This window comes from Candidatus Accumulibacter phosphatis (genome assembly GCF_000024165.1).
Taxonomy (GTDB): domain Bacteria; phylum Pseudomonadota; class Gammaproteobacteria; order Burkholderiales; family Rhodocyclaceae; genus Accumulibacter; species Accumulibacter phosphatis.
The window spans coordinates 3,276,696-3,296,910 of record NC_013194.1 but is presented as its reverse complement, the minus strand read 5'-3'; the positions used below and the strand labels follow the sequence as shown (position 1 = coordinate 3,296,910).

Annotated in this window: 19 protein-coding genes; 8 read left to right on the top strand and 11 right to left on the bottom strand. The window is 65.7% G+C overall.

Annotated elements, in window-relative coordinates; genetic code table 11:
* Positions 1 to 9: 9 nt before the first annotated feature.
* The 5 genes from CAP2UW1_RS23915 to CAP2UW1_RS14150 form a co-directional block, all read right to left on the bottom strand.
* A complete protein-coding gene (locus CAP2UW1_RS23915) occupies positions 10 to 1,539 on the bottom strand; it encodes a metallophosphoesterase (protein WP_015767309.1) in 1,530 nt (509 codons plus the stop codon).
* Positions 1,540 to 1,575: 36 nt separating this feature from the next.
* A complete protein-coding gene (locus CAP2UW1_RS14165) occupies positions 1,576 to 2,151 on the bottom strand; it encodes a DUF4337 domain-containing protein (RefSeq protein WP_015767308.1) in 576 nt (191 codons plus the stop codon).
* Between the two features lie 47 nt (positions 2,152 to 2,198).
* A complete protein-coding gene (locus CAP2UW1_RS14160; RefSeq protein ID WP_015767307.1) occupies positions 2,199 to 3,011 on the bottom strand; it encodes an SIR2 family NAD-dependent protein deacylase in 813 nt (270 codons plus the stop codon).
* A complete protein-coding gene (locus CAP2UW1_RS14155; protein ID WP_015767306.1) occupies positions 3,012 to 3,911 on the bottom strand; it encodes a radical SAM protein in 900 nt (299 codons plus the stop codon). It lies immediately after the preceding gene.
* A 124-nt stretch (positions 3,912 to 4,035) separates the two neighbouring features.
* Positions 4,036 to 5,772 carry a cation:proton antiporter domain-containing protein gene (locus CAP2UW1_RS14150; RefSeq protein ID WP_015767305.1) on the bottom strand — a complete coding sequence of 579 codons (1,737 nt, stop codon included), beginning with the start codon at positions 5,770 to 5,772 and terminating at the stop codon, positions 4,036 to 4,038.
* A gap of 131 nt (positions 5,773 to 5,903) precedes the next feature.
* Here CAP2UW1_RS14150 and CAP2UW1_RS14145 point away from each other — a divergent pair, with 131 nt between their 5' ends.
* Entirely contained in the window at positions 5,904 to 6,329 is a 426-nt protein-coding gene (locus CAP2UW1_RS14145) for a ShlB/FhaC/HecB family protein (RefSeq protein WP_015767304.1), read from the top strand.
* A gap of 11 nt (positions 6,330 to 6,340) precedes the next feature.
* On the opposite strand, the gene CAP2UW1_RS14140 is transcribed toward CAP2UW1_RS14145, so the two are convergent.
* Entirely contained in the window at positions 6,341 to 6,835 is a 495-nt protein-coding gene (locus tag CAP2UW1_RS14140; RefSeq protein ID WP_015767303.1) for a C40 family peptidase, read from the bottom strand.
* Positions 6,836 to 6,880: 45 nt separating this feature from the next.
* Here CAP2UW1_RS14140 and CAP2UW1_RS14135 point away from each other — a divergent pair, with 45 nt between their 5' ends.
* Together CAP2UW1_RS14135 and CAP2UW1_RS14130 are read left to right on the top strand one after the other, a co-directional pair.
* Positions 6,881 to 8,332: a succinate-semialdehyde dehydrogenase gene (locus CAP2UW1_RS14135; RefSeq protein WP_015767302.1), complete on the top strand. Its 1,452-nt coding sequence runs from the start codon at positions 6,881 to 6,883 to the stop codon at positions 8,330 to 8,332.
* A 17-nt stretch (positions 8,333 to 8,349) separates the two neighbouring features.
* A complete protein-coding gene (locus tag CAP2UW1_RS14130; protein ID WP_015767301.1) occupies positions 8,350 to 9,024 on the top strand; it encodes a glycine-rich domain-containing protein in 675 nt (224 codons plus the stop codon).
* 68 nt (positions 9,025 to 9,092) lie between these two features.
* On the opposite strand, the gene CAP2UW1_RS14125 is transcribed toward CAP2UW1_RS14130, so the two are convergent.
* The gene (locus CAP2UW1_RS14125) at positions 9,093 to 9,971 is read right to left on the bottom strand and encodes a dienelactone hydrolase family protein (RefSeq protein ID WP_015767300.1); all 879 of its coding nucleotides are present in this window, start codon (positions 9,969 to 9,971) and stop codon (positions 9,093 to 9,095) included.
* Between the two features lie 246 nt (positions 9,972 to 10,217).
* On the opposite strand from CAP2UW1_RS14125, the gene CAP2UW1_RS14120 reads away from it, so the two are divergent.
* The 3 genes from CAP2UW1_RS14120 (at position 10,218) to CAP2UW1_RS23910 (ending at position 14,490) form a co-directional block, all read left to right on the top strand.
* Entirely contained in the window at positions 10,218 to 10,796 is a 579-nt protein-coding gene (locus tag CAP2UW1_RS14120; RefSeq protein ID WP_015767298.1) for a peroxidase-related enzyme, read from the top strand.
* A 173-nt stretch (positions 10,797 to 10,969) separates the two neighbouring features.
* Complete coding sequence (locus tag CAP2UW1_RS14115; protein WP_199931473.1) at positions 10,970 to 11,812, top strand: substrate-binding domain-containing protein; 843 nt, start codon at positions 10,970 to 10,972, stop codon at positions 11,810 to 11,812.
* 23 nt (positions 11,813 to 11,835) lie between these two features.
* A complete protein-coding gene (locus tag CAP2UW1_RS23910) occupies positions 11,836 to 14,490 on the top strand; it encodes a hybrid sensor histidine kinase/response regulator (RefSeq protein ID WP_015767296.1) in 2,655 nt (884 codons plus the stop codon).
* A 158-nt stretch (positions 14,491 to 14,648) separates the two neighbouring features.
* On the opposite strand, the gene CAP2UW1_RS14105 is transcribed toward CAP2UW1_RS23910, so the two are convergent.
* The 4 genes from CAP2UW1_RS14105 to CAP2UW1_RS14090 all read right to left on the bottom strand — a co-directional run bounded on the left by CAP2UW1_RS14105 (position 14,649) and on the right by CAP2UW1_RS14090 (position 16,704).
* Positions 14,649 to 14,939: a hypothetical protein gene (locus CAP2UW1_RS14105; protein ID WP_015767295.1), complete on the bottom strand. Its 291-nt coding sequence runs from the start codon at positions 14,937 to 14,939 to the stop codon at positions 14,649 to 14,651.
* Positions 14,940 to 15,006: 67 nt separating this feature from the next.
* Entirely contained in the window at positions 15,007 to 15,297 is a 291-nt protein-coding gene (locus tag CAP2UW1_RS14100) for a hypothetical protein (RefSeq protein WP_015767294.1), read from the bottom strand.
* Positions 15,298 to 15,364: 67 nt separating this feature from the next.
* Complete coding sequence (locus tag CAP2UW1_RS14095; protein WP_015767293.1) at positions 15,365 to 15,655, bottom strand: hypothetical protein; 291 nt, start codon at positions 15,653 to 15,655, stop codon at positions 15,365 to 15,367.
* Between the two features lie 122 nt (positions 15,656 to 15,777).
* On the bottom strand, positions 15,778 to 16,704 hold the full coding sequence (locus CAP2UW1_RS14090; RefSeq protein ID WP_015767292.1) for an SdiA-regulated/phytase-like domain-containing protein: 927 nt from the start codon (positions 16,702 to 16,704) through the stop codon (positions 15,778 to 15,780).
* Positions 16,705 to 17,030: 326 nt separating this feature from the next.
* Between CAP2UW1_RS14090 and CAP2UW1_RS14085 the strand changes: the two genes are divergently transcribed.
* Together CAP2UW1_RS14085 and CAP2UW1_RS14080 are read left to right on the top strand one after the other, a co-directional pair.
* Complete coding sequence (locus CAP2UW1_RS14085; protein ID WP_049778671.1) at positions 17,031 to 18,809, top strand: type I secretion system permease/ATPase; 1,779 nt, start codon at positions 17,031 to 17,033, stop codon at positions 18,807 to 18,809.
* Positions 18,810 to 18,825: 16 nt separating this feature from the next.
* Positions 18,826 to 20,214, top strand: a complete 1,389-nt coding sequence (locus CAP2UW1_RS14080; RefSeq protein ID WP_015767290.1) for an HlyD family type I secretion periplasmic adaptor subunit — start codon at positions 18,826 to 18,828, stop codon at positions 20,212 to 20,214.
* Position 20,215 lies beyond the last annotated feature (1 nt).

The window sequence follows — 20,215 nt, the reverse complement described above, 5'->3', positions numbered from 1 at the left end:
GGCGAGACTCTACTCGCGTGCTTGTGGTCCCGGGAAAACGCAGGCGATCTGCTTGCGTTCGCCGTTCAGGCGGCAACGATTGATCGGCGCACCGTCGGGGTCCATCAGCGTCCCGGCCCAGCCAGCGTCGTCGCGTTCGAGCAGCAGAAAGCTGTAGCGATTGAGAAGGATGCCGCTGCTGGCGGCGACGCCATCGTAGAGCAGCCCGGCGGGATGCGACCTCTCCTTGCTGCCGGCGCCGCCTTGACCCTCGTAGAACGGGGAAAGCGGATCGAAGGCTTCGAGCTGGGTGCCGCTGCCGCCGACGATCACTTGCGCCGGCCGTCCCGTTGGGTAGTTGGCAGGGTCGGCGCTCGGCGCGAAATTGATCGTTTCGAAGGCATGTTCGTGGCCGGCGAGGAGGAACTGAACGTTTGCCGGCAGCGTATTCCGCAGGTGGGCCTGCAGGGCGTTCGGTTCCGCTGAAGGCGGCAGCAGGTCGTACCAGAGCGGCTTGTGAAGGAGCAGCCAGACCGGCTGCGTTGCCGACGACGTGTGCAGGGCCTGCAGCGTGTTCCAGAAGATTTCGCCATCCTGTGGGGTCTTGCCGGCCGGCAGGTAGTCCTGAAAACCCGCGTTGTCGGCGACTACCAGCGTCAGCTCGCTGCCGAGGTCGATGCGATAGGCGTCGGCCGTCAGGTTGTTCGTCAGCAGCGAATGGCTGGCGGTCTTGTAGGACTGGTTGCTGCAGGTCTGGTAGGGCAGGGGTGAGAGGAAGCGCAGCCAGCCGGCGCCGGCGCGATCGCAATTCTCGTGGTTGCCGCGCACGACGACCCAGGGTGCGGCGGCGAGCAGGGGTGCGGCCGGTGTGAAGAAGTCGGCATTCCAGCCGGCCCAGTCGTAGCCGATGACTACGCCTTTGGCCTGCAGCGGCGAACAGAGCGCGGGATCGTTGCAGTACTCGCGGTAGTGGTAGTCGCCGACGTGGATGACGAGATCGGGTCGGGTGCGTGCCGCCGCGCCGGCGATCCGCGGCCAGGGCCAGCGCGCCGGGTCGGTGCAGTCCTGGATCGGAGCGCTCGCTCCGCTGGCCGCCACCTGGACGCGGCAGCCGGTATCGCCGACGACGACGATGCGCCGGATGTCTGCCCCCGGCAAGGCCACTGGCTGTCCGTCGATGCTTGTCTGGCGTGCTGTTCGGGGCAGGGCGAGCTCGCAGGTGGTGACGGCGAACGCCGGCTCGAAGGCCGGGTTGCTTGCCGCCGCGCTGTCCGGCAGTGCGCCGCGCGTTGCGCGTGCCCGTGGCAGCATGGGTCGCGAGGCACCATCGACCTGCGCCACTGGGCATTCCGCGTCGCCGGCGATGATGGCACGCAGGCTGATCGTGTCGTCCGGGGCCATCTGCGTCCAGCGATTGATCGGGGCGAGTCGGCCACCTGCCGGGGCTGCGCAGCCGCCGAGCAAGGTGAGCACAGCGAACGCGCCGAATGCGGCGAGCAAGCCCAGATGCAGGCGCCGCGAGGCCATGCTGAGCGCTGGACAGGGCGGTGAGGGTGGCATGGCGCGGGCTCCTTGCCCAAGCGGGCGATGGTGGTGCTAGAGGTGCAGATAACCCATCGCGCCGGCCAGCAGGCCCAGGCCGGTGGCGCCGTAGACGCCGAACAGCATCCAGCGCTTGCGTGTCAGCAGGGTGATCGCCGCCATGGCGATGGCGATCTGCAACAGCGTCGTGGCCAAGGCCCAGCGCTCATGCACGTGCATTTCGCGGTCGCTCTTCTGGTCGGCCTCCTTGGCGACGGCTTCGAGCTCTTCGGCCTCGACCTTGATCTCCTCTTTTTCCTTCTTGTAGCGGGCCACGTCCTGGACGTATTTTTCGCGCGCCTCGCCGGCGGTGAGGACGATCGACAGCTCGGCAAGGTTCTGCTTGTTGCTCTTGGCCTGGTAGTAGTTCCACTGGTTGGAGGCGGAAGTCTTCTGGATTGCTGCCTCGTTCTTGTAGAGCAGAGCGGCATTCTGCGAGTGGCCGCCGAGATAGCCGAAAATGGCGCCGACCGTCGACAGGACGGCGGTCAGGACGGCGACGCGCGATGTGAAATTGTCGCCGCCGTGCTGGGCGACGTGCTCGACCTCGTGATCGTGCGGACCATGGACGTGGAATCCGTGCGCGGACATGCTTCTTCTCCTCGGGATGTTGGTCGTTAGCGACTCGGGCGCGAATTCTATACCAGACTGGCAGCAATCGAGCGCAGCGCTGCGAGCGCGCCGGCGGCCACCGCAACGTTCTTGTCGTCCGCCACTTGTGCTTGCGTCGGATTGATGCGGATCAATGGTCCGTTCATCCGCTCGCCCATCAGGCGCGCCGTCGGGATGTTCGTGCCGGCGCCGACTTCGATCACCAGCAGTCGGTCGACCTGGCGTCGCCAGGCATGCAGCCGGGCTTCCTGGGCGTCGCTGCGCTCGGCGAGCCAGCCCCAGTCGCCGAACATCAGAATGTTCGGGCGGGCGATTCCGTGGCAGCGCGGGCAGAGCGGAAACTCGCTGGTCAGCAGGCACTGCTCCTCGTCCAGTGCCGGCTGGAAGTCGTCGGCGGGCCAGATGCCTTGGTGGCAACCGTCAAGGCACTGCAGGAAGTGTATCGAGCCGTGGCACTCGGCGATCCGCTCGGCGGCGAAGCCGGCCTTTTCGAAGTGCCCATCGACGTTGCTGGTGAACACGAAGGCACCGCGCGGCAGGCTTTCACCGATCTCGCGCAGGATCGCGAAGCCGGCGTGCGGGACGGTACGCCGGTAGAGATTCAGGCGATGCCCGTAGAAGCCCCACGCGAGACGTGGCCGCGCCTTGAATGCCGCCGGATTGGCGATCTGCTCGAAGGCGATGCGTGCGCGACCGAGCGCCGGGTAAGCGCCCCAGAAACCCTGCGGGCCGCGAAAATCGGGCAAGCCCGAATCGACGCCGATGCCGGCGCCGGCGGTGATCAGCAGCCCGTCGGCAGCGCGGATCAGCTCGGCGCAACGCCGGTAGTCGGCGCTCATCTACAGTCCCCTTGCCCATGCCGGGCGCAGCGGCGCGGCTGCCGGGTTGGCGACTGCCTGCCGCACCTGTTGCAGCAGGCGCTGCTTTTCGGCGCCGAGCGTTCCCTTGAGCACCAGCCAGTTCGACGCGTGGTCACTGCGAAAAAGCGTGCGTTCGAGTTCCAGCCGATCGAGAAAGCGCTCCATCTCGACGAAGAGTTCGTGCAGCGTGAGCGGCCGCCAGCCGGGGAAGGCGTCGCGGAAACGCGTCTCGCCGAGCGGGAAACTGACCACCAGGGTCGCCAGATACTCGGGCTGCGTCGCATTGGCCAGCCGCGCCGAGTTGTCGGCGTGGCGCAGCGACAGCGCCGGCCCGCCGAGGCCATTGAGGATCATCACCGAGCGGCGGATGCCGGCCTGGCCGAGCTTGTCGAGCGCATCGACGGTCGAGGCATAACTCTCGCCCTTGTGCACCCGCTCGAGCACCTCGTCGTCGCCCGACTCGGCGCCGACGTAGGCGATCGACAAGCCGGCGGCGGCCAGCTCGCGCAGCTCGTCGACCGACTTGCGGCGCAGATTGCGCGGCAGGCAGTAGCTAGCGACCCGGCGAACCGCCGGCAAGTGTGTGCGGATGGCATCGAGAATGGCGAGCAGGCGGCGGGTCGGCAGCACCAGCGCGTCGCCGTCGGCGAGGAAGACGCGCCGGATCTCGCTGCCGATGCGTTCGCCGGTGTGGCGGATGCTTTCCAGCACCTCGCTCTCGGCGCGGGCTCGGAAACTCTTCTGCGGCGCGGTATACATCTCGCAGAACGTGCACTGATTCCACGAACAGCCGTCGGTGACCGGCAGGATCAGCGAGTCGGCTTCGCTGGGTGGACGGTAAACGGGTTCGACGTAACGAATCGGGAGCGTGTGCAGCATCGTTTCCTGGCTTATCTGGAGACTCGCGAACAGGCGAATAGTAGCGCGCTTTCCGGCACTTGGCGTTGGCGCGACGAGCGCGCGCCGAACCCGGCAGTCGGTGGCACGCCAGGTGCCGGCTGCCTCAGGTGCTCGGCTCGCGCGGCGCCGCCTCCGGTCCGGCGCGTACCAGCGCGTAGTCCGTACTGCGCACGCCACGCAGCAGCATGTCGGTTTCGTCGCTGGAAATTCCCATGGCCACGAGACATTCGGCGGCCAGGCGCAGGCTTGCCTCGAGGGTCTCGGGGAACGCCTGGTTGACGCCGACCCGGTGCAGCGCGTCGCAGGTGACCAGGTCGCGGGCGCGGGCGACGATCGCCATCTGCGGCACGTGCGAGCGGATCAGCGTTGCCGCGCGAACGGCTGCGGGGCCGTCGTCGATCGTCAGGACGACCAGGTCGACGCGGTGCAACGAGGCGTTGCCGAGCAGTTGCGGGTCGGCGATGTCGCCGTAAAACACCGGATGGCCCTCGCTGCGCCACTTGGCAACGAGTACGGCATCGGTGTCGAAGGCGACGTACGGGATACCGCTGCTGCCCAGGATCGTTCCCACCGTATGGCCGACGCGGCCGTAGCCGGCGATCACCACGCGGGCGTCGGCCTCGTCGCCTTGGGCCTGATAGCGGAAGCGTTCATGCATCTCGCTCGCTTGCTCGGCAACCTGCAGGGCCAGGCGGTTGCCGATCCTGGCGAGCAGGGGCGTCAGCAGCATGGTCAGCGAAATGACGGCGACGGCCATCACGAAGACGAGGTCGTCGATCACGCCGATGGCCTTGGCGGCGCCGAACACCACGAAACCGAATTCGCCGCCTTGCGAGAGCATGAAAGCCACCCGCACGGCGGTGCTGCGACCGGTGCCGAAACAAAGGCACAGGCCATAGAGAACGACGATCTTGATGCTGATGATCGCGAGCACGTGCAGCCCGAACTCGAACGGATGCTGCGCGAGAGCGCCGACGTCCACCGACATGCCGACGGCGACGAAGAACAGGCTCATCAGCAGCCCCTTGTGAGGTTCCATCGTCGCCTCGATCTGCAGGCTGTAGCGCGAGGTCGACAGCATCATCCCCATCAGGAAAGCACCCAGCGCCATCGACATGCCGGCACGGTCCATCGCCCAGGCAGCGATGAACACCGCCGCCATGGCGACCAGGAAGAATGCCTCGCGGTTGTTCTGGCGGGCCAGCTGGTCGAGGATGCGTGGCACCACGTAGCGGCCGCCGAGAACCACCAGCGCCACCATCGCGCCGGCCGCGCCGATCTGCTCCCAGAGCGGCAGTTCCTTGGGCAGCGGGCCGCTGTCGGCGAGGATGGGAACCAGCGCCAGCAGCGGCACGACCGCCAGGTCCTGCATCAGCAGGACGGCGAAGGCGGTCTGCCCGTGCCGGCTGGCGATCTCGCCCTGGTCGCGGAGCATCTGGATCACGAAGGCGGTCGACGACAGGGCGAAGCTGGCGCCGATCAGCAGCGCGGTGGACCAGTTCGGCTCGAACAGCCGGAAGTACGCCGCGATGACCAGTGCCGAGACGACGATTTGCAAGGAGCCGAGGCCGAACAGCGTGCGCCGCAAATCCCACAAGCGGCGCGGCTTCATTTCGAGGCCGATCAGGAAAAGCAGCAGCACCACGCCAAGCTCGGTGAACTGGCGTACGCCGTCGACCTCGGTGGTGACGAAAGGCCCCGGCGTATGCGGCCCGACGATCACGCCGGTGACCAGCAGCCCGAGAATCGACCCGAGGCCAAAATGCCGGAACACCGCGACGGCGATCGATGCGACCACCAGCAGGAGTACGGCTGAATAGACGAATGAGTGCGGATCCATTGAACGGCGAATAGTAGCGCGCTTTCGCGCGTGTAGTGGCGGCCCGAGGGATGCTAAGATCGGCAGCCTGACGCTCGCCATCTTTTGGCGCGCGAAGGGTCCCGCAAAAATCGTGTCAAGGAGTGTCTGTCATGCAACACGCAAGAGTAGCGGCGGTCCTGTGGTTGGCGATCGCCGCCTCGCCCTCGCTGGCACAGAGCCCTTTGAAGTTGCCGAGTGGCGACGAGGACTACCGCGAACTGCTGAGCGAGCAGCGAAGCGGGCCGTGTGAGCGGTGCGGCGTCGTGCAGGGCATTCGCACGCGGACGCAGCCGGGTCCGCGGGCAAAGAACCCGGCGCCGGTGATCGCGCCCAGCCTGGTGACAACGCCTATTGTCGGCACCGGCAGCACCGTCGAGGATGCGCGCCAGCGTGACGCGCCGGTGCAGATCTACGTGATCACCGTGCGCTATGAGGACGGGACTTTCGCGTTCATCGAACAGCACGACGAACCGTCGGTACGCAAGGGCGATCGGGTGCAGGTCGTCGAAGGCCGCGTCGAACTGCGCAATGACTGATTGGTCCTGAACTAGTCGAAGTAGCTGCGCGCCGTCTCGAAGCGTTGCGCGTAATAGCGGGCGCCCAGTTGATCGATGCGCACCCGCCCGGTGCTTGAAGGCGCGTGTACGAAACGATCGTCGCCGATGTAGATGCCGACATGCGAGAAGGAGGCGTTGCGCGTGTTGAAGAAGACGAGGTCGCCGGGGCGCAGGCCGTCGCGGTCGATGGGGCGACCGCGACGGGCGATGTCGGCGGCACTACCGCTCACCTTGACGCCGGCGGCGCGGCCGTAGATGTAGGACACCATGCCGCTGCAGTCGAGACCGGCATCGGGGTTCTTGCCGCCGAAGCGATAATCGGTATCGATCAGGCTCAGTGCGTAGATCACCACGTCGTGGGCTTTCGCGCTGCCGGCCGGCCGTTCGACGGACTTCGGCGGCTGCCGTTCCGGCGCCGGCGGTGTGCTGCCGCAGGCGGCCAGGAGCAGCGAGACAAGGCAGGCGATAAGCAGATGTGGACGCATGGTGCATAGTATAAACTGCACTTTTTCAGATTTCAGGAAAACGCCATGCTCCTTGTCGATCCGCGTCTGCTGCGCTCGAACTGCTACCTCGATGGTCGCTGGGAAGCCGCCGACGATGGCCGCACGCTGGTCGTCCTCGATCCGGCCAGCGGTGATCCCCTCGGCGAGGTTCCGTTGATGGGCGCCGCCGAGACGACGCGGGCGATCGGCGCCGCGGCAGCGGCGCTGCCGGCCTGGCAGGCGAAGACGGCGAAGGAGCGGGCGGCCGTCTTGCGCCAGTGGTTCGATCTGATCGTGGCCAACGCCGAGGATCTGGCGCAACTGATCACCGCCGAATGCGGCAAACCGATCAGCGAGGCGCGTGGCGAGGTGGCTTACGGAGCTTCCTTCGTCGAATGGTTTGCCGAGGAGGGCAAGCGTGCCTACGGCGAGACCATTCCGAGTCCCGCCGCCGACCGGCGGCTGCTGACGATTCGCCAGCCGGTCGGCGTCTGCGCGGCGATCACGCCGTGGAACTTCCCGCTTGCGATGATCACCCGCAAGGTGGCGCCGGCGCTCGCCGCCGGCTGCACGGTCGTCGTCAAGCCGGCCGAACAGACGCCGCTGACGGCGCTGGCGCTGGCCCGTCTGGCGCACGCGGCACGTCTGCCGCCCGGGGTGCTGAATGTGCTGACTGGCGATCCGCTGGCCATCGGCGGCGCTCTGACCGCCAGCTCACTGGTGCGGAAGTTGTCATTCACCGGGTCTACCGAGGTGGGTCGCCTGCTGATGGCACAGTGCGCTCCGACGATCAAGAAGCTCTCGCTCGAACTCGGCGGCAACGCTCCCTTCATCGTTTTCGACGATGCCGACCTTGCCGCTGCCGTTGACGGGGCGATCGTCGCCAAGTACCGAAACACCGGGCAGACCTGCGTCTGTGCCAACCGACTCCTGGTTCAGGACGGCATCTACGAGCGCTTCGTCGAGTTGCTGGCGCACCGCGTGCAGACGCTGAAGGTCGGTCCGGGCGGCGAGGAGGGCGTTGCCCAGGGACCGCTGATCGACGCCGCTGCCGTCGCCAAGGTCGAGGCACACATTGCCGACGCCGTCGCTCAGGGCGCGCGCGTGATCACCGGCGGCCGTCGGCACGCGCGCGGCGGCACGTTCTTTGAACCGACGGTTCTTGCCGACGTGACGCCGAGCATGCGCATCGCACGCGAAGAGACCTTCGGGCCGGTGGCGCCGGTGTTCAGGTTTGCGGGCGAGGCCGAGGCGATCCGGATGGCCAACGACACCGAGTTCGGTCTGGCCGCCTACTTCTACACGCGCGACATCGCGCGCTGCCTGCGCGTCGGCGAAGCGCTCGAGTACGGCATGATCGGCGTCAACACGGGCCTGATCTCGAACGAGGTGGCGCCTTTCGGCGGCGTCAAGCAGTCCGGAATCGGTCGTGAAGGCTCCCGGCATGGCCTCGACGAGTACCTCGAGATCAAGTACCTGTGCTTCAACACCCTGTGAAACGGAGGTGGCCGTAGATGAAGCTGGTCATCGTGCTGCTGTTCGTCGCTCTGATCGTCGCCGCGATCGTCTGGTGGCGGGCGCTGCTCAGGCAGCGTGCCGATCATATCGACCGCTACCCCTATGCGAAGTTTCTCGACAAGCGCCTGGCGGCGCGCCGGCCCGAACTCAGCGCGGCGCAGCGAACGCTGGTCTTCGAGGGGTTGCGCGAGTACTTTCAGCTCTGTCGCGAGGCCGGAAATCGGCTGGTGGCGATGCCCTCGCAGGCGGTCGATGACGCCTGGCACGAATTCATTCTGTTTACCCGTCAGTATCAGCAGTTCTGCGAGCGTGGGCTGGGGCGCTTCCTGCACCACACACCGGCAGAAGCGATGCGCGCGCCGACCGACGCGCAGGACGGCATCAAGCGCGCCTGGCGGCTGGCCTGCAAACGCGAGGGGATCGATCCCCGCAAGCCGGCATCGCTGCCGCGGCTTTTTGCGCTCGACGCGCTGCTGGGCATTGCCGGCGGTTTTGTCTATCAGCTCGATTGTCTTGCCGCTGCACAAGCCGGCGCCGGCACAGGCTTCTGTGCCGGACACATCGGTTGCGGCGGCGGCTGCAGCGGCAGCAGCGGCTGCAGTAGTGGCGACAGCGGGGGGTCGTCAGGCGACGGCTGTGGTGGCGGCGGCTGCGGTGGCGGCGGCGATTGATCGCGTGTGCCGGGGCGAAGGCCAGAGCGGCGAACCCTGGTCAAGGCTTGACCCCGGGGGCCGCAGGATCAGACGCCGTGCTGCTTCATCCATGCCTGCAGCCGGCGCCAGCCATCTTCGGCTTCCTCCTTGCGGTAGCTGGGCCGGTAGTCGGCATGGAAAGCATGCGGCGCGCCTTCGTAAACGTGAATCGATGATCCCTTGCTCGCGCGATTCGCGGAGACGGCAAGCGCCTGGCGCATCTGCCTGACGGTTTCGGGCGGGATTCCCGGGTCGGCGCCGCCGTAGAGTCCGAGCACCGGTCCGTGCAGGCTGCCGGCAATGTCGATCGGTTGCTTTGGCGTCAGTTCGCTGGCCTGGCCGACGATTCTGCCGTACCAGGCGACGCCTGCCTTGACCTGCGGATTGTGTGCCGCATAAAGCCAGGTGATCCTTCCTCCCCAGCAGAAGCCGGTGATCCCCAGTCGTGCCGCGTTGCCGCCGTTGGCAGCAGCCCAGGCGACACAGGCGTCGAGGTCAGCCAGCACCTGCGCATCGGGAACCTTGTTCACCACAGTGGTGAGCAACTCCTGGACGTTGGTGTACTGCCGAGGGTCGCCCTGGCGCGCGTAAAGTTCGGGCGCGATGGCAAGGTAGCCGAGCTTGGCCAGGCGACGGCAGACGTCCTTGATGTAGTCGTGAACACCAAAAATCTCCTGTACCACGAGGATCACTGGCCACTGGCTACCGGTCGCCGGTTGTGCGCGATACGCTGGCATGTCGCCGCCGGCCGCGGCGACCTTGATTTCGCCAGCGGTGAGTCCGACGCTGTCGGTGGTGATGACGGTCTGTGCCGCCACAGGTTGCACCGACAAGGCAAAGCCGGCGCCCAGGGCTGTGACGATGAACTGGCGCCGGCTCAGGGGATGGGCGGGTACGAGGCTGTCAAAATCGGCAGTAGCGGTCACGCTTTTCTCCTTGGAGGGGTGAAGGTTTCTGTGTATCTTGTGTATCATGCCACGATCTGAAAACCTCTGACCCCGGAGATCCTGATGAATTCACTTGGCGCCGACAACGTCCAAGAGCTGAAAGCCGGTTTTGGCGGGCGTATCGACAGGCAGGGCAGCACGATTGCTTGGCCGTGCAGCGGCACGGGCGAGGCCGGCATTGAACGCCGCCTGGGCGTGTCTTGCCAGACGCCAGGGACCTGAACGATGGAGCCGCCGATCAGTCGTTTTCCCATTCCGGCGCTCGGCGAGTTGCCGGAGGACGTCCGTAACCGCATCCTGGCCGTTCAGGAGAAGGCCGGCTTCGTGCCGAACGTGTTCCTCACTCTGGCGCATCGACCGGACGAATTTCGCGCTTTTTTCGCCTACCACGATGCGCTCATGGAGAAGGAGAGCGGGGTCAGCAAAGCCGAGCGCGAGATGATCGTGGTCGCCACCAGCGGCGCCAACCAGTGCCAGTATTGTGTGGTGGCGCATGGTGCGATCCTGCGCGTGCGCGCCAGAAATCCGTTCATCGCCGATCAGGTGGCCGTCAACTACCGCAAGGCGGACCTTACGCAACGGCAGCGGGCGATGCTCGAGTTCGCGCTCAAGGTCGCGCTGCGCTCGGCCGAGGTCGGCGAGGCCGACCTGGCCGCCCTGCGCGAGCACGGCTTTACGGACGAGGACATCTGGGACATCGGCGCGGTCGCCGCCTTCTTCGCGATGTCGAACCGCCTGGCAAACATGAGTTCGATGCGTCCCAACGACGAGTTCTTCGTGATGGGGCGCCTGCCCAAGGCCTAGGCGGCCGCCCTCTTGCCGACGTCGCGGCGGGCTCGCATCGCCCCGGCGACGAACCAGAAAGTGATCGGCCGGGTGGTGGCGAAGCTCGCCAGCGAGGCATCGCGGCGACCCGGGCCGTGGCTGGCACGGGCAAGGCCAGCCGGCTAGGGATCCTGCCCATGACCGGGAGTGACATGATGACTGCAAACTTTTGGCGCCATTTGTGGCGCGGGCTGTTGGCCCAGGCGCTGGCCCTGGTGCTGGCCGGATCGGTACTTGCTGACGACCTGGTGATCCCGGGCAGCGGCAATCCGGAATACGTCCTCGCGCAACTCGCCAAGGCGTTCAACGCCCGGCAGGCGCAGCACCGCGTGGTCGTGCCGCCGTCCACGGGTACTGCGGGTGCGCTGCGCGACGTCGGTGAGGGAATCTCGCCGATCGGGCGGGTGGGGCGCCCGCTCAAGGAAGACGAAAGCCGGCAGGGTTTCATCTTCATTCCACTCGGGCGTGATCCGGTAGTCGTTGCTGCCGGCGCGGGCGTCACCGTTCGCGACATCACGGCGAGCCAGTTGGTCGACATCTATTCCGGCAAGGTCAGCAACTGGAGCGAGCTGGGTGGCAAACCGGCGCCCATTCGCGCCGTCGGACGCGAGAACTCCGACGCCAGCCGCCAAGCGCTGAATCGAATCATCAAGCCCTTCAAGGACGTAACCTTCGGGCCGGCGATCAAGACAGTGAATCTGGATCCGCATCTCATCGCGCTGCTCGACCGTTATCCGACCAGTCTCGGCTTCCTCAATCGCTCGGCCCTCGCCGCCTGTACCACCCGGGTTGTGCACTTGACGCTGGATGGGGTCGCTCCGACACCCGAGAATGTGGACAAGGGACGCTACCCTGCCTGGGTCGAGCTTGGTTTGATCCACAAGCCGAATACGCTGACCCCCGCTGCCAGGGCCTTCGTCGATTTCATCCGCTCGCCGGAAGGAAACGGCATCCTTCGCCAGCACGGCATCCTGCCTCCCGCCAAGGTCGGCTGACCGACCCCGTTGCCATCCTTCCCGTGGAACGCCGTTTCTCGCTTTCCTTGACGCTGATTCTCCTGTTCGGAGTATTGGCGGGCATCGCGCAGTGGACGGCTTTCCAGGTGTCCGAGCAGGTGCTGCGCACTACGGTCGAAGCGCGCGAGATCGACAAGGTGCGCACGGTCGGTCGAGTGGTGACGGGACTCATTGCCCAACAGTCATGGCGAAGCCAACTGGCTGCCCGCTTGACGGCGGCGCGCAATGGCCTGGGCCGCAGCCTGGCGAAGCGGCAGGCGGATAGCGAGCAGACCTGGCGGGCGGTGCTGGATGGGGCACTGCCCGCCACCGAAGTCGATCTGATGGAACTTGCCGACGCCCAGGAAATCGTCGTCTATCGCGCACACGACCCGCAGCGCCATGGCGACCAGTCTGCGACCTGGGGCATCTTCGAGGCTCTGGAGGGAGCCGAGGTGATCGTCAGTTCCCTTGACGAGGCGGGGCTCAGCCTGCTGGCCATCGAACCGGTTCGCGCCGAGGGCCGGGTCGTCGGCGCTCTCACTGCGGGGGTGCGGCTTGACTCCGACTTGCTGAAGAGCCTCAGCCAGGACCTCGGCGCCGAGTTGGTTCTTGTCTCCAGCGCCGGCGCAACGCTGGCGACATCGGAAGAGGCGCCAAATGCCCGCGACAGTGCGGCGATCCAGGAGGCGTTGACCCAGAAGATCCCGATCTACCGGCACGAAATGGCGTCTCACCAGACGCGGGCGTACCTGCCGCTGACCATCGTTGACAACGCGTACGTGGTCATCGTGACGCTCGACAGTACGCGTTCCTACCAACTGCTGGCCGAGGCCAGCGAGCGCTCTGCTTTCTACACCTTGGCGATCGTGCTGGTGAGCATGCTGCTCGGCTTTCTGCTGCTCCGCCGGCTGTTGAATCCATTGCGCTCCTTGCGCCGGAAGGCCGAGGCATCGGCCATGGAACTCACCGGTAGCGGTATCAGCGCCGATTCGGGGAACGAAGTGCAGGCGGTGGTGGAGGTGCTGGAAACACTGACCGATCGCCTGGTTCGGCGCAACTCGGATCTGGCCGAAGCGAAAGATGCCGCGGAAGCGGCCAACACCGCCAAGTCGCAGTTTCTCTCCAACATGAGCCACGAGATCAGGACGCCGTTGAACGGCATCCTGGGTATGGCCGAAGTGCTCGAACGGACGCCGCTGAACAACGAGCAGGCGCGCTACCTGCGCGCCATCAGCAGCGCTGGCCAGGCGCTGCATGGGCTCCTCGGCGATATTCTCGATCTGGCCAAGATCGAGGCGGGCAAGATCGTCCTCGAAGACATCGATTTCGACCTCGAGTCGCTCCTCGTCCAGTTGGCCGAGACGTTCCGGGAACTGGCCTCGGCCAGTGGCAAGTCGCTGACGGCCGATTTCGTGGGTGTCGCACGGCTATGCCTGCGCGGCGACCCGACCCGGCTGCGCCAGCTCCTGTCCAACCTGCTGACCAATGCCGTAAAGTTTACCGAACGGGGAGGCATCACGCTGAACGTCGTCAGGCTCGCTTCTCGCCCCGAGGATGCACGCGTCTGGTTGCGTTTCAGCGTTCGCGACACCGGCATCGGTATCGCTCCCGAGGCAGCGGCGCGCCTCTTTCAGCCGTTCGTTCAGGCCGACCAGTCCACCACGCGCCGGTTCGGTGGCAGTGGGCTGGGGCTGGTGATCTGCAAGCAGCTGGTCGAGCTGATGGGCGGCTCGATCAGCGTCGATAGCACCGTCAACCAGGGCAGTACGTTCACCGCCGAGCTACCCTTTGCCGAGGCCTCCGCGCCTATTGCCGCGCGCGCTGCCGGTGATGCGAGCCAGCACACACTCGCCGGCCGCGTTCTCGTCGCCGAAGACAACCCGGTCAATCAGGCGGTGATCGAGGCCATGCTGGGCCGAATCGGCATCACCGCAACGATCGTCGACAATGGCGCGGCGGCGGTCGAACTCGTCGCGCAGTCGGCGTTCGATCTGGTGCTCATGGACTGCCAGATGCCGGTCATGGATGGCTACGCGGCGACCGCGGCGATCCGGGCGCTGCCGGGCCCGCAAGCGGCGGTGCCGATCATCGCCCTGACGGCCAATGCGCTGCCTGCGGACCGCCAGCACTGTCTGGACGTCGGCATGAACGACTATCTGAGCAAGCCGGTGGGTCTCGAGCCGCTGGCCTCCTGCCTGGCCCAGTGGTTGCCCGCCAGTGTCGGTTCATCGACCCGATCGCCGACGATCGGGAATACCCTTCCGCCTGCCACAGAGGGTTTGCCGGAGGTCACGAAAGTGACGTCCCTGCTCGATCGCAGCGCCTTGCTCGACAATCCCGGCTTCACCCGGGCGATCTGCGGGAACCTGGTGGAGCGGGTGATCGGCCAGTACCTGACGGATTCGCCGAAACTCTCGTCGACCATCAGCAGCGGCCTTCAGGCGGGGAATTGGCCGGAAGTCACGCGCGCGGCACACAGCCTGAAGTCGTCGAGTGCGATGGTCGGTCTGCCGACGGTTGCCGCGCTGGCCTCGCGGATTGAAGCGCTGGCCAAGGCCGAAGCGGGTCGCGCCATTGAAAGTGAATTGCCCGGACTGCTGGGCGAGTGCGAGAAGGCCGACGCGGAACTGCGGGCCGCACTCGAGTGGCTGGTGGGCAGGCCGGCAAACGCTTGAAGCGGCAGAGCGCGATGGCGCGGGTAGGCGATCGCCCTGTTCCGACATCGCCGGCGTCTGAAAGGCGGCCAGTCAAGCCGCGCTGCCACAAAGCAGAAGGCCCCCGCCGACGATGACCGTCAGCGGGGGCCTGCCTGTTACTGCTTGCGGACGGAGACTTACTTGCCGCCGATCACGCCGGCTTCGTTGGCTGCGGTGTTGCCCTTGCCGATCGCGACAGCGGCGGCGTTCTTCTGTTCAGCCTTGATCTTGGTATTGCCCTGGACCTTGGTGTCGCCCTTGATGGCACCGGCGGTGTTCTTGGCGGTGTTGTCCTTGCCGATGGCGACGGCAGCAACGTTTTCCTGCTTGGCGTCGATTTCGGTCTTGCCCTTGACTTCGGTCTTCTGGGCGAAAGCGGGGGAAGCGGCAAAGGCGGCGGCGATGATCAGGGTGGCGATAGTGCGCATGAGGTTTCTCCTAGATGGATGATGATGAACGATTTGCTGGGGATGCTGAGTCGGTTGTGACGGGAGCTTACTTGCCGCCGATCACGCCGGCTTCGTTGGCTGCGGTGTTGCCCTTGCCGATCGCGACAGCGGCGGCGTTCTTCTGTTCAGCCTGGATCTTGGTGTTGCCCTGGACCTTGGTGTCGCCCTTGATGGCACCGGCGGTGTTCTTGGCGGTGTTGTCCTTGCCGATGGCGACGGCCGCAACGTTTTCCTGCTTGGCGTCGATTTCGGTCTTGCCCTTGACTTCGGTCTTCTGGGCGAAAGCGGGGGAAGCGGCAAAGGCGGCGGCGATGATCAGGGTGGCGATAGTGCGCATGAGGTTTCTCCTAGATGAATGATGATGAACGACTTGCTGGGGGTGCTCAGTCGGTTGTGACGGGGGCTTACTTGCCGCCGATCACGCCGGCTTCGTTGGCTGCGGTGTTGCCCTTGCCGATCGCGACAGCGGCGGCGTTCTTCTGTTCAGCCTTGATCTTGGTGTTGCCCTGGACCTTGGTGTCGCCCTTGATGGCACCGGCGGTGTTCTTGGCGGTGTTGTCCTTGCCGATGGCGACGGCCGCAACGTTTTCCTGCTTGGCGTCGATTTCGGTCTTGCCCTTGACTTCGGTCTTCTGGGCGAAAGCGGGGGAAGCGGCAAAGGCGGCGGCGATGATCAGGGTGGTGATGGTGCGCATGAGGTTTCTCCTTGGTTTGTATGGTTGCTACGACGTTTTGTTGCGGAGCTCTTTGTTCCGGCTGCGTCGTACTTCGCTTAACGACGCAAGCTGGAGTTGGTTGACTGCCGGCACCAACAACTTCAACTTGCGATCTGCAGTTGTTCGGGGTCGATGATCAGGAAGCGGGCACAACGTCCCTCCTTTCGGCTGCCGTCGTCACTGACGATGATGATCCGCTGCCGGCCGTCGATGCGTGCCGGGCTTACCCCTTCCGCGTGCGCGAAGTCGGGGAGCCCGGGGACGACTACACCCCGCGCCGGGTCGCTGGGACCGCCACGCCAGAACCACAGCGTGAACTGAACCTGCTCGCGAGCTACCGGGCCGCCAATGACGAGGTAACCCTCCAGGCTGGGAATGTAGGCCATTCCGCGGATGCCGTTGCCCTCGAGATCGAGGGTCGCCAGAGTGGTGGCCACTCGCGGCTCGGCCCCCGAGGCGAAAACTGCCTGCGGGTTTTCGAGGAAGGCGACGATCGCTCGCCGGTTCTCTAGCGGGCTACGGAAGCCGACCATCAATCGACGCTGATCAGGAGTCATCTCCAGCGCCTCGATGTTCAGCCCACCCTTCTGCTTCACCTCTCGTATCGCGGCCGCCGCAGCCAGGATCGGGTGTGCGGCCGTCAAGGCAGGCTTCAATCGCGTGCACACGACCGGTTCGATGACACGGTTGCCTTCGATGCGGAAGCGAACGAGCTTTTCGCGCGTAGCGCTCTCGTCTCCGGCGCTGTTCCGCGAATGGGAGCATGTGGCGTAGATATATCCCGCCGGGTCCACCGCCACCCCTTCGAGGTCGTCGAGTGCCGCGAACTGCCCGCCAGCTTCGCTCGCCTCGGGCATCTGTGGTGGAGTGCTGGTGACGCTGTGATCGGCATGCACGCTGACCAGGCTGAGCGGGTGCCGTTGCTCGTCCTCGACGACGATGAAGCGACCGTCGGCAAGTTGGTGGATTGCCGACGGCTCATGGATGCCGGTCAAGGGGCGAAAGATGGGGATCTCACTGAAAGCCAATAGCGGGTCTCCTGTCAAGGATGCCGACTCGTGGCACGCGGCATCTGCTTCGACTGCACGCCGGGAGTATCCACGCGTCCGCGACTTGCCGTCAATCGCTGACCGTATCCGCGCCGGTAGTTTGCCATGTGCTGCTGGCGCCGACGCTCCGCCATGTGCGGTTGCCGCGCTGGATTACTGGCGTGGCTTATGTCATTATCACGCCCTTTCAACAGGGTTTCCACGAGGTGCCGGTGGCACCCGTGCTTTCGCCCCGCCAACTGGTCGAACCGTCGGCGGTGGTCGGCGACCGACGGGGATGCGATGATTTCCGAGAAAGCGTATGGATGACTGACCCCTCCCGGCAGCGCCTCGAGCTCGATGAGGCGCTGCGCTCCGTTCGCCAGGCCTTCATGACCGTCGGCGCCTTCAGCTTTTTCATCAATCTGCTGATGCTGGCGCCGGCCATCTACATGCTGCAGGTCTATGACCGCGCGCTCGGCAGTGGCAACGTGACGACCTTGCTGATGCTGACTCTGATCACTCTCGGGCTGTTCGCGCTGATGTCGGTGCTCGAGTGGATCCGGTCGATGGTTCTCGTACGCATTGGCGCACGCCTCGATCTCGACATCAATACACGCGTCTTCAACGCCACTTTCGAACGCAACCTGCGGCAAGCCGGACAGAATCCGGCGCAGGCGCTGAATGATCTGTCGTCGATGCGGCAGACGCTGACCGGTGCCGGGCTGATTGCCCTCACCGACGCACCGTGGATGCCGATCTACCTGGTGGTGATCTTCATGCTGCACGTGCAGTTGGGGGTGTTTGCGCTGGTCGGAGTGGTGCTGCTGGTAGGGCTGGCGATAGCCAATGAACGGGTGTCGGCGGGGCCGCTGAGCGAAGCGCAGAAGCTCGGCATGGCGGCAAGTGCGCAAGCCAACAACCACCTGCGCAATGCCGAAGTGATCGAGGCGATGGGCATGCTGCCGGCGATTCGTGGCCGCTGGTTCGAGTTGCACCGGAAGTTTCTGGCGCAGCAGGCGCTGGCCAGCGACCGCGCCGGCATCCTCAACGCGCTGACCCGGTTCGCGCGCATTTCGATGCAGTCACTGGCTCTCGGCTACGGCGCCTTGCTGGCGATCAATGGCGAGGTGACCGCGGGCATCATGATTGCCGGTTCGATTCTCGTCGGCCGCGCACTGGCGCCGGTGGAGATGCTGATTGCCAACTGGAAACAACTGGTCTCCGCACGCGCCGCCTATGGCAGGCTGACCGCCTTGTTGCAAATGTATCCGGCGCGCGTCGCCGGCATGCAGTTGCCCCGACCGCTTGGCGAAGTGAGCGTCGAGAACGCGGCGACTGCGGCGCCGGGAAGCAAGACGCTGATTCTGCGAAACGTGAATTTCAAGCTGAAGGCCGGCGAAGTGGTCGCCGTCATCGGTCCGAGCGCCTCCGGCAAGTCGACCCTGGCGCGCCTGCTGGTGGGCGTCTGGCCGGCTCTGGCCGGATCGGTGCGGCTCGACGGCGCCGAGACCTTCAAGTGGAACAAGGACGAGCTGGGCCCCTATTTGGGCTATCTGCCGCAGGACATCGAGTTGTTTGGCGGCACAGTTGCCGAAAACATCGCCCGCTTTGGCGAGCTCGATTCCGAGAAGGTCCTCGCTGCGGCACAGGCGGCCGGGGTGCACGAGCTGATCCTGCTGCTCCCGGGCGGCTACGACACACCGCTCGGGGAGGCGGGCAGCGCGCTCTCCGGCGGTCAGAAGCAGCGCATCGGTCTGGCGCGGGCGCTCTACGGCGACCCGGCACTGATCGTCCTCGATGAACCGAATTCCAACCTTGACGACCAGGGCGAGGCAGCACTCGCCGAAACGATCCGGCGCCTGAAGGCGAGCAAGCGCACGGTGGTGATCATCACCCATCGGATGACGACGCTGGCGGTGGCGGACAGCATTCTGGTCATGCACGAAGGGACGGTGAAGGCGCACGGCCCGCGCGACCAGGTGCTGGCGGCGATGCGCGGGGGCAATGCGGCGCCTGCCGGCCAGCCGGACAAGGTGGTCCGCCCGGCATCGTCGGGGACGTCGGCCGGTGGCGTTCCCACGTCACCTGCGCTCGGCACCTGACGCAAGGAACCTCCGGATGACGATCAACATCTTCGAGCGAAAGAAGGGCGGCGCTGGCGACATCACCGACGTGACGGACGTGGCAGCGGAGAGCGTGAGCCCGGCCGGGCCGGCGGTCGATATCAATCACCGCCGGGCTTCCCGGCTGGGCTGGCTGGTGGTCGCTTTCGGCTTTGGTGGCTTCCTGCTGTGGGCAGGTCTTGCACCTCTTGACCAGGGTGTGCCGACCGGCGGCCAGGTGGTCGTGACCGGTAACCGCAAGGCCGTGCAGAACCTTGCCCCGGGAATGGTGCAGGCGATCCTGGTCAAGGACGGCGATGAGGTCAGAGGTGGCGACGTTCTGCTGCGCCTTGACCCGACGATGGCGCGCTCGCAGTACGAAGTGGCACGTAGCCAGTGGCTGGTCGTCAAGGCGGCCGAGGCGCGGCTGCTGGCCGATGTCGAGGGTCGTTCGGAGATCGTCTTTCCGGAGGATCTGTTGCGGGAGAGTGACGATCCGCGGGCGGCGAGCGCGATGTCCGTACAGACGCAGTTGCTGCGTTCCCGGCGCGCCGGCCTGCAGGCCGAACTGGCGGCCATGAAGAATACGCTGGCAGGCCTGCAGTCCTCCGTCAAGGGCCTCGAGGCCACTCGCCGGGCGAAGGAAGAGCAAACGAAACTGCTGCTCGATGAGCTCAAGGGCTTGCGCGAGCTGGCCGCCGAAGGCTATCTGCCGCGCAATCGCCTGTCCGAGCAGGAGCGCCTGCTGGCGCAACTGAGCGGTGCCATCTCCGAGGATCTCGGCAATCTCGGCCGCACGCAGCAGACGATCGGCGAGATCCGGATGCGCATGCTGGCGCGCCAGCAGGAGTACGACAAGGAGGTCGAGAATGGTCTCGCCGAGGCGCAGAAGGAGGCCACTTCCCTCGATAGTCGGCTCAAGGGACTGGCCTTCGAACTGGCCAATACCGAAGTGCGCGCCCCTTCGGAGGGGGTGATCGTCGGGCTGAGCGTACACACCGTCGGTGGCGTACTCGCTGCTGGAACGCCCTTGATGGAGGTGGTGCCGAAAAACGAGCCTCTGCGCGTCGATGTCCAGGTGCCGACGACGCTGATCGACAAGGTGAGGCCCGGATTGCCGGTGGAAATCTCCTTTCCGGCCTTCAACCAGAGGACGACGCCGCAGATTGCCGGTGAATTCGTTCAGGTCGCTGCCGATGCGACGACCGACCCGCAGGGCAGGATCCCGCCGTATTACCGTGGGCAAGTGGTGGTGACGGCAGACGGTATGAAGAAACTGAAAGCGCACGAGATCAAGCCGGGAATGCCCGCCGAGGTATTCATCAAGACCGGCGAGCGAACGATGTTGAACTACATCTTCAAGCCGCTGGGGGATCGGATGCGGTCCGCCTTGACCGAGGAATGAG

What these genes read in the sequence shown, in the direction of transcription:
- CAP2UW1_RS23915 (WP_015767309.1), bottom strand. Translation starts at nt 1,539, where the DNA reads ATGCCACCCTCACCGCCCTGTCCAGCGCTCAGCATGGCCTCGCGGCGC.
- CAP2UW1_RS14165 (WP_015767308.1), bottom strand. Translation starts at nt 2,151, where the DNA reads ATGTCCGCGCACGGATTCCACGTCCATGGTCCGCACGATCACGAGGTC.
- CAP2UW1_RS14160 (WP_015767307.1), bottom strand. Translation starts at nt 3,011, where the DNA reads ATGAGCGCCGACTACCGGCGTTGCGCCGAGCTGATCCGCGCTGCCGAC.
- CAP2UW1_RS14155 (WP_015767306.1), bottom strand. Translation starts at nt 3,911, where the DNA reads ATGCTGCACACGCTCCCGATTCGTTACGTCGAACCCGTTTACCGTCCA.
- CAP2UW1_RS14150 (WP_015767305.1), bottom strand. Translation starts at nt 5,772, where the DNA reads ATGGATCCGCACTCATTCGTCTATTCAGCCGTACTCCTGCTGGTGGTC.
- CAP2UW1_RS14145 (WP_015767304.1), top strand. Translation starts at nt 5,904, where the DNA reads ATGCAACACGCAAGAGTAGCGGCGGTCCTGTGGTTGGCGATCGCCGCC.
- CAP2UW1_RS14140 (WP_015767303.1), bottom strand. Translation starts at nt 6,835, where the DNA reads ATGCGTCCACATCTGCTTATCGCCTGCCTTGTCTCGCTGCTCCTGGCC.
- CAP2UW1_RS14135 (WP_015767302.1), top strand. Translation starts at nt 6,881, where the DNA reads ATGCTCCTTGTCGATCCGCGTCTGCTGCGCTCGAACTGCTACCTCGAT.
- CAP2UW1_RS14130 (WP_015767301.1), top strand. Translation starts at nt 8,350, where the DNA reads ATGAAGCTGGTCATCGTGCTGCTGTTCGTCGCTCTGATCGTCGCCGCG.
- CAP2UW1_RS14120 (WP_015767298.1), top strand. Translation starts at nt 10,218, where the DNA reads ATGGAGCCGCCGATCAGTCGTTTTCCCATTCCGGCGCTCGGCGAGTTG.
- CAP2UW1_RS14115 (WP_199931473.1), top strand. Translation starts at nt 10,970, where the DNA reads ATGATGACTGCAAACTTTTGGCGCCATTTGTGGCGCGGGCTGTTGGCC.
- CAP2UW1_RS14105 (WP_015767295.1), bottom strand. Translation starts at nt 14,939, where the DNA reads ATGCGCACTATCGCCACCCTGATCATCGCCGCCGCCTTTGCCGCTTCC.
- CAP2UW1_RS14100 (WP_015767294.1), bottom strand. Translation starts at nt 15,297, where the DNA reads ATGCGCACTATCGCCACCCTGATCATCGCCGCCGCCTTTGCCGCTTCC.
- CAP2UW1_RS14095 (WP_015767293.1), bottom strand. Translation starts at nt 15,655, where the DNA reads ATGCGCACCATCACCACCCTGATCATCGCCGCCGCCTTTGCCGCTTCC.
- CAP2UW1_RS14085 (WP_049778671.1), top strand. Translation starts at nt 17,031, where the DNA reads ATGACTGACCCCTCCCGGCAGCGCCTCGAGCTCGATGAGGCGCTGCGC.
- CAP2UW1_RS14080 (WP_015767290.1), top strand. Translation starts at nt 18,826, where the DNA reads ATGACGATCAACATCTTCGAGCGAAAGAAGGGCGGCGCTGGCGACATC.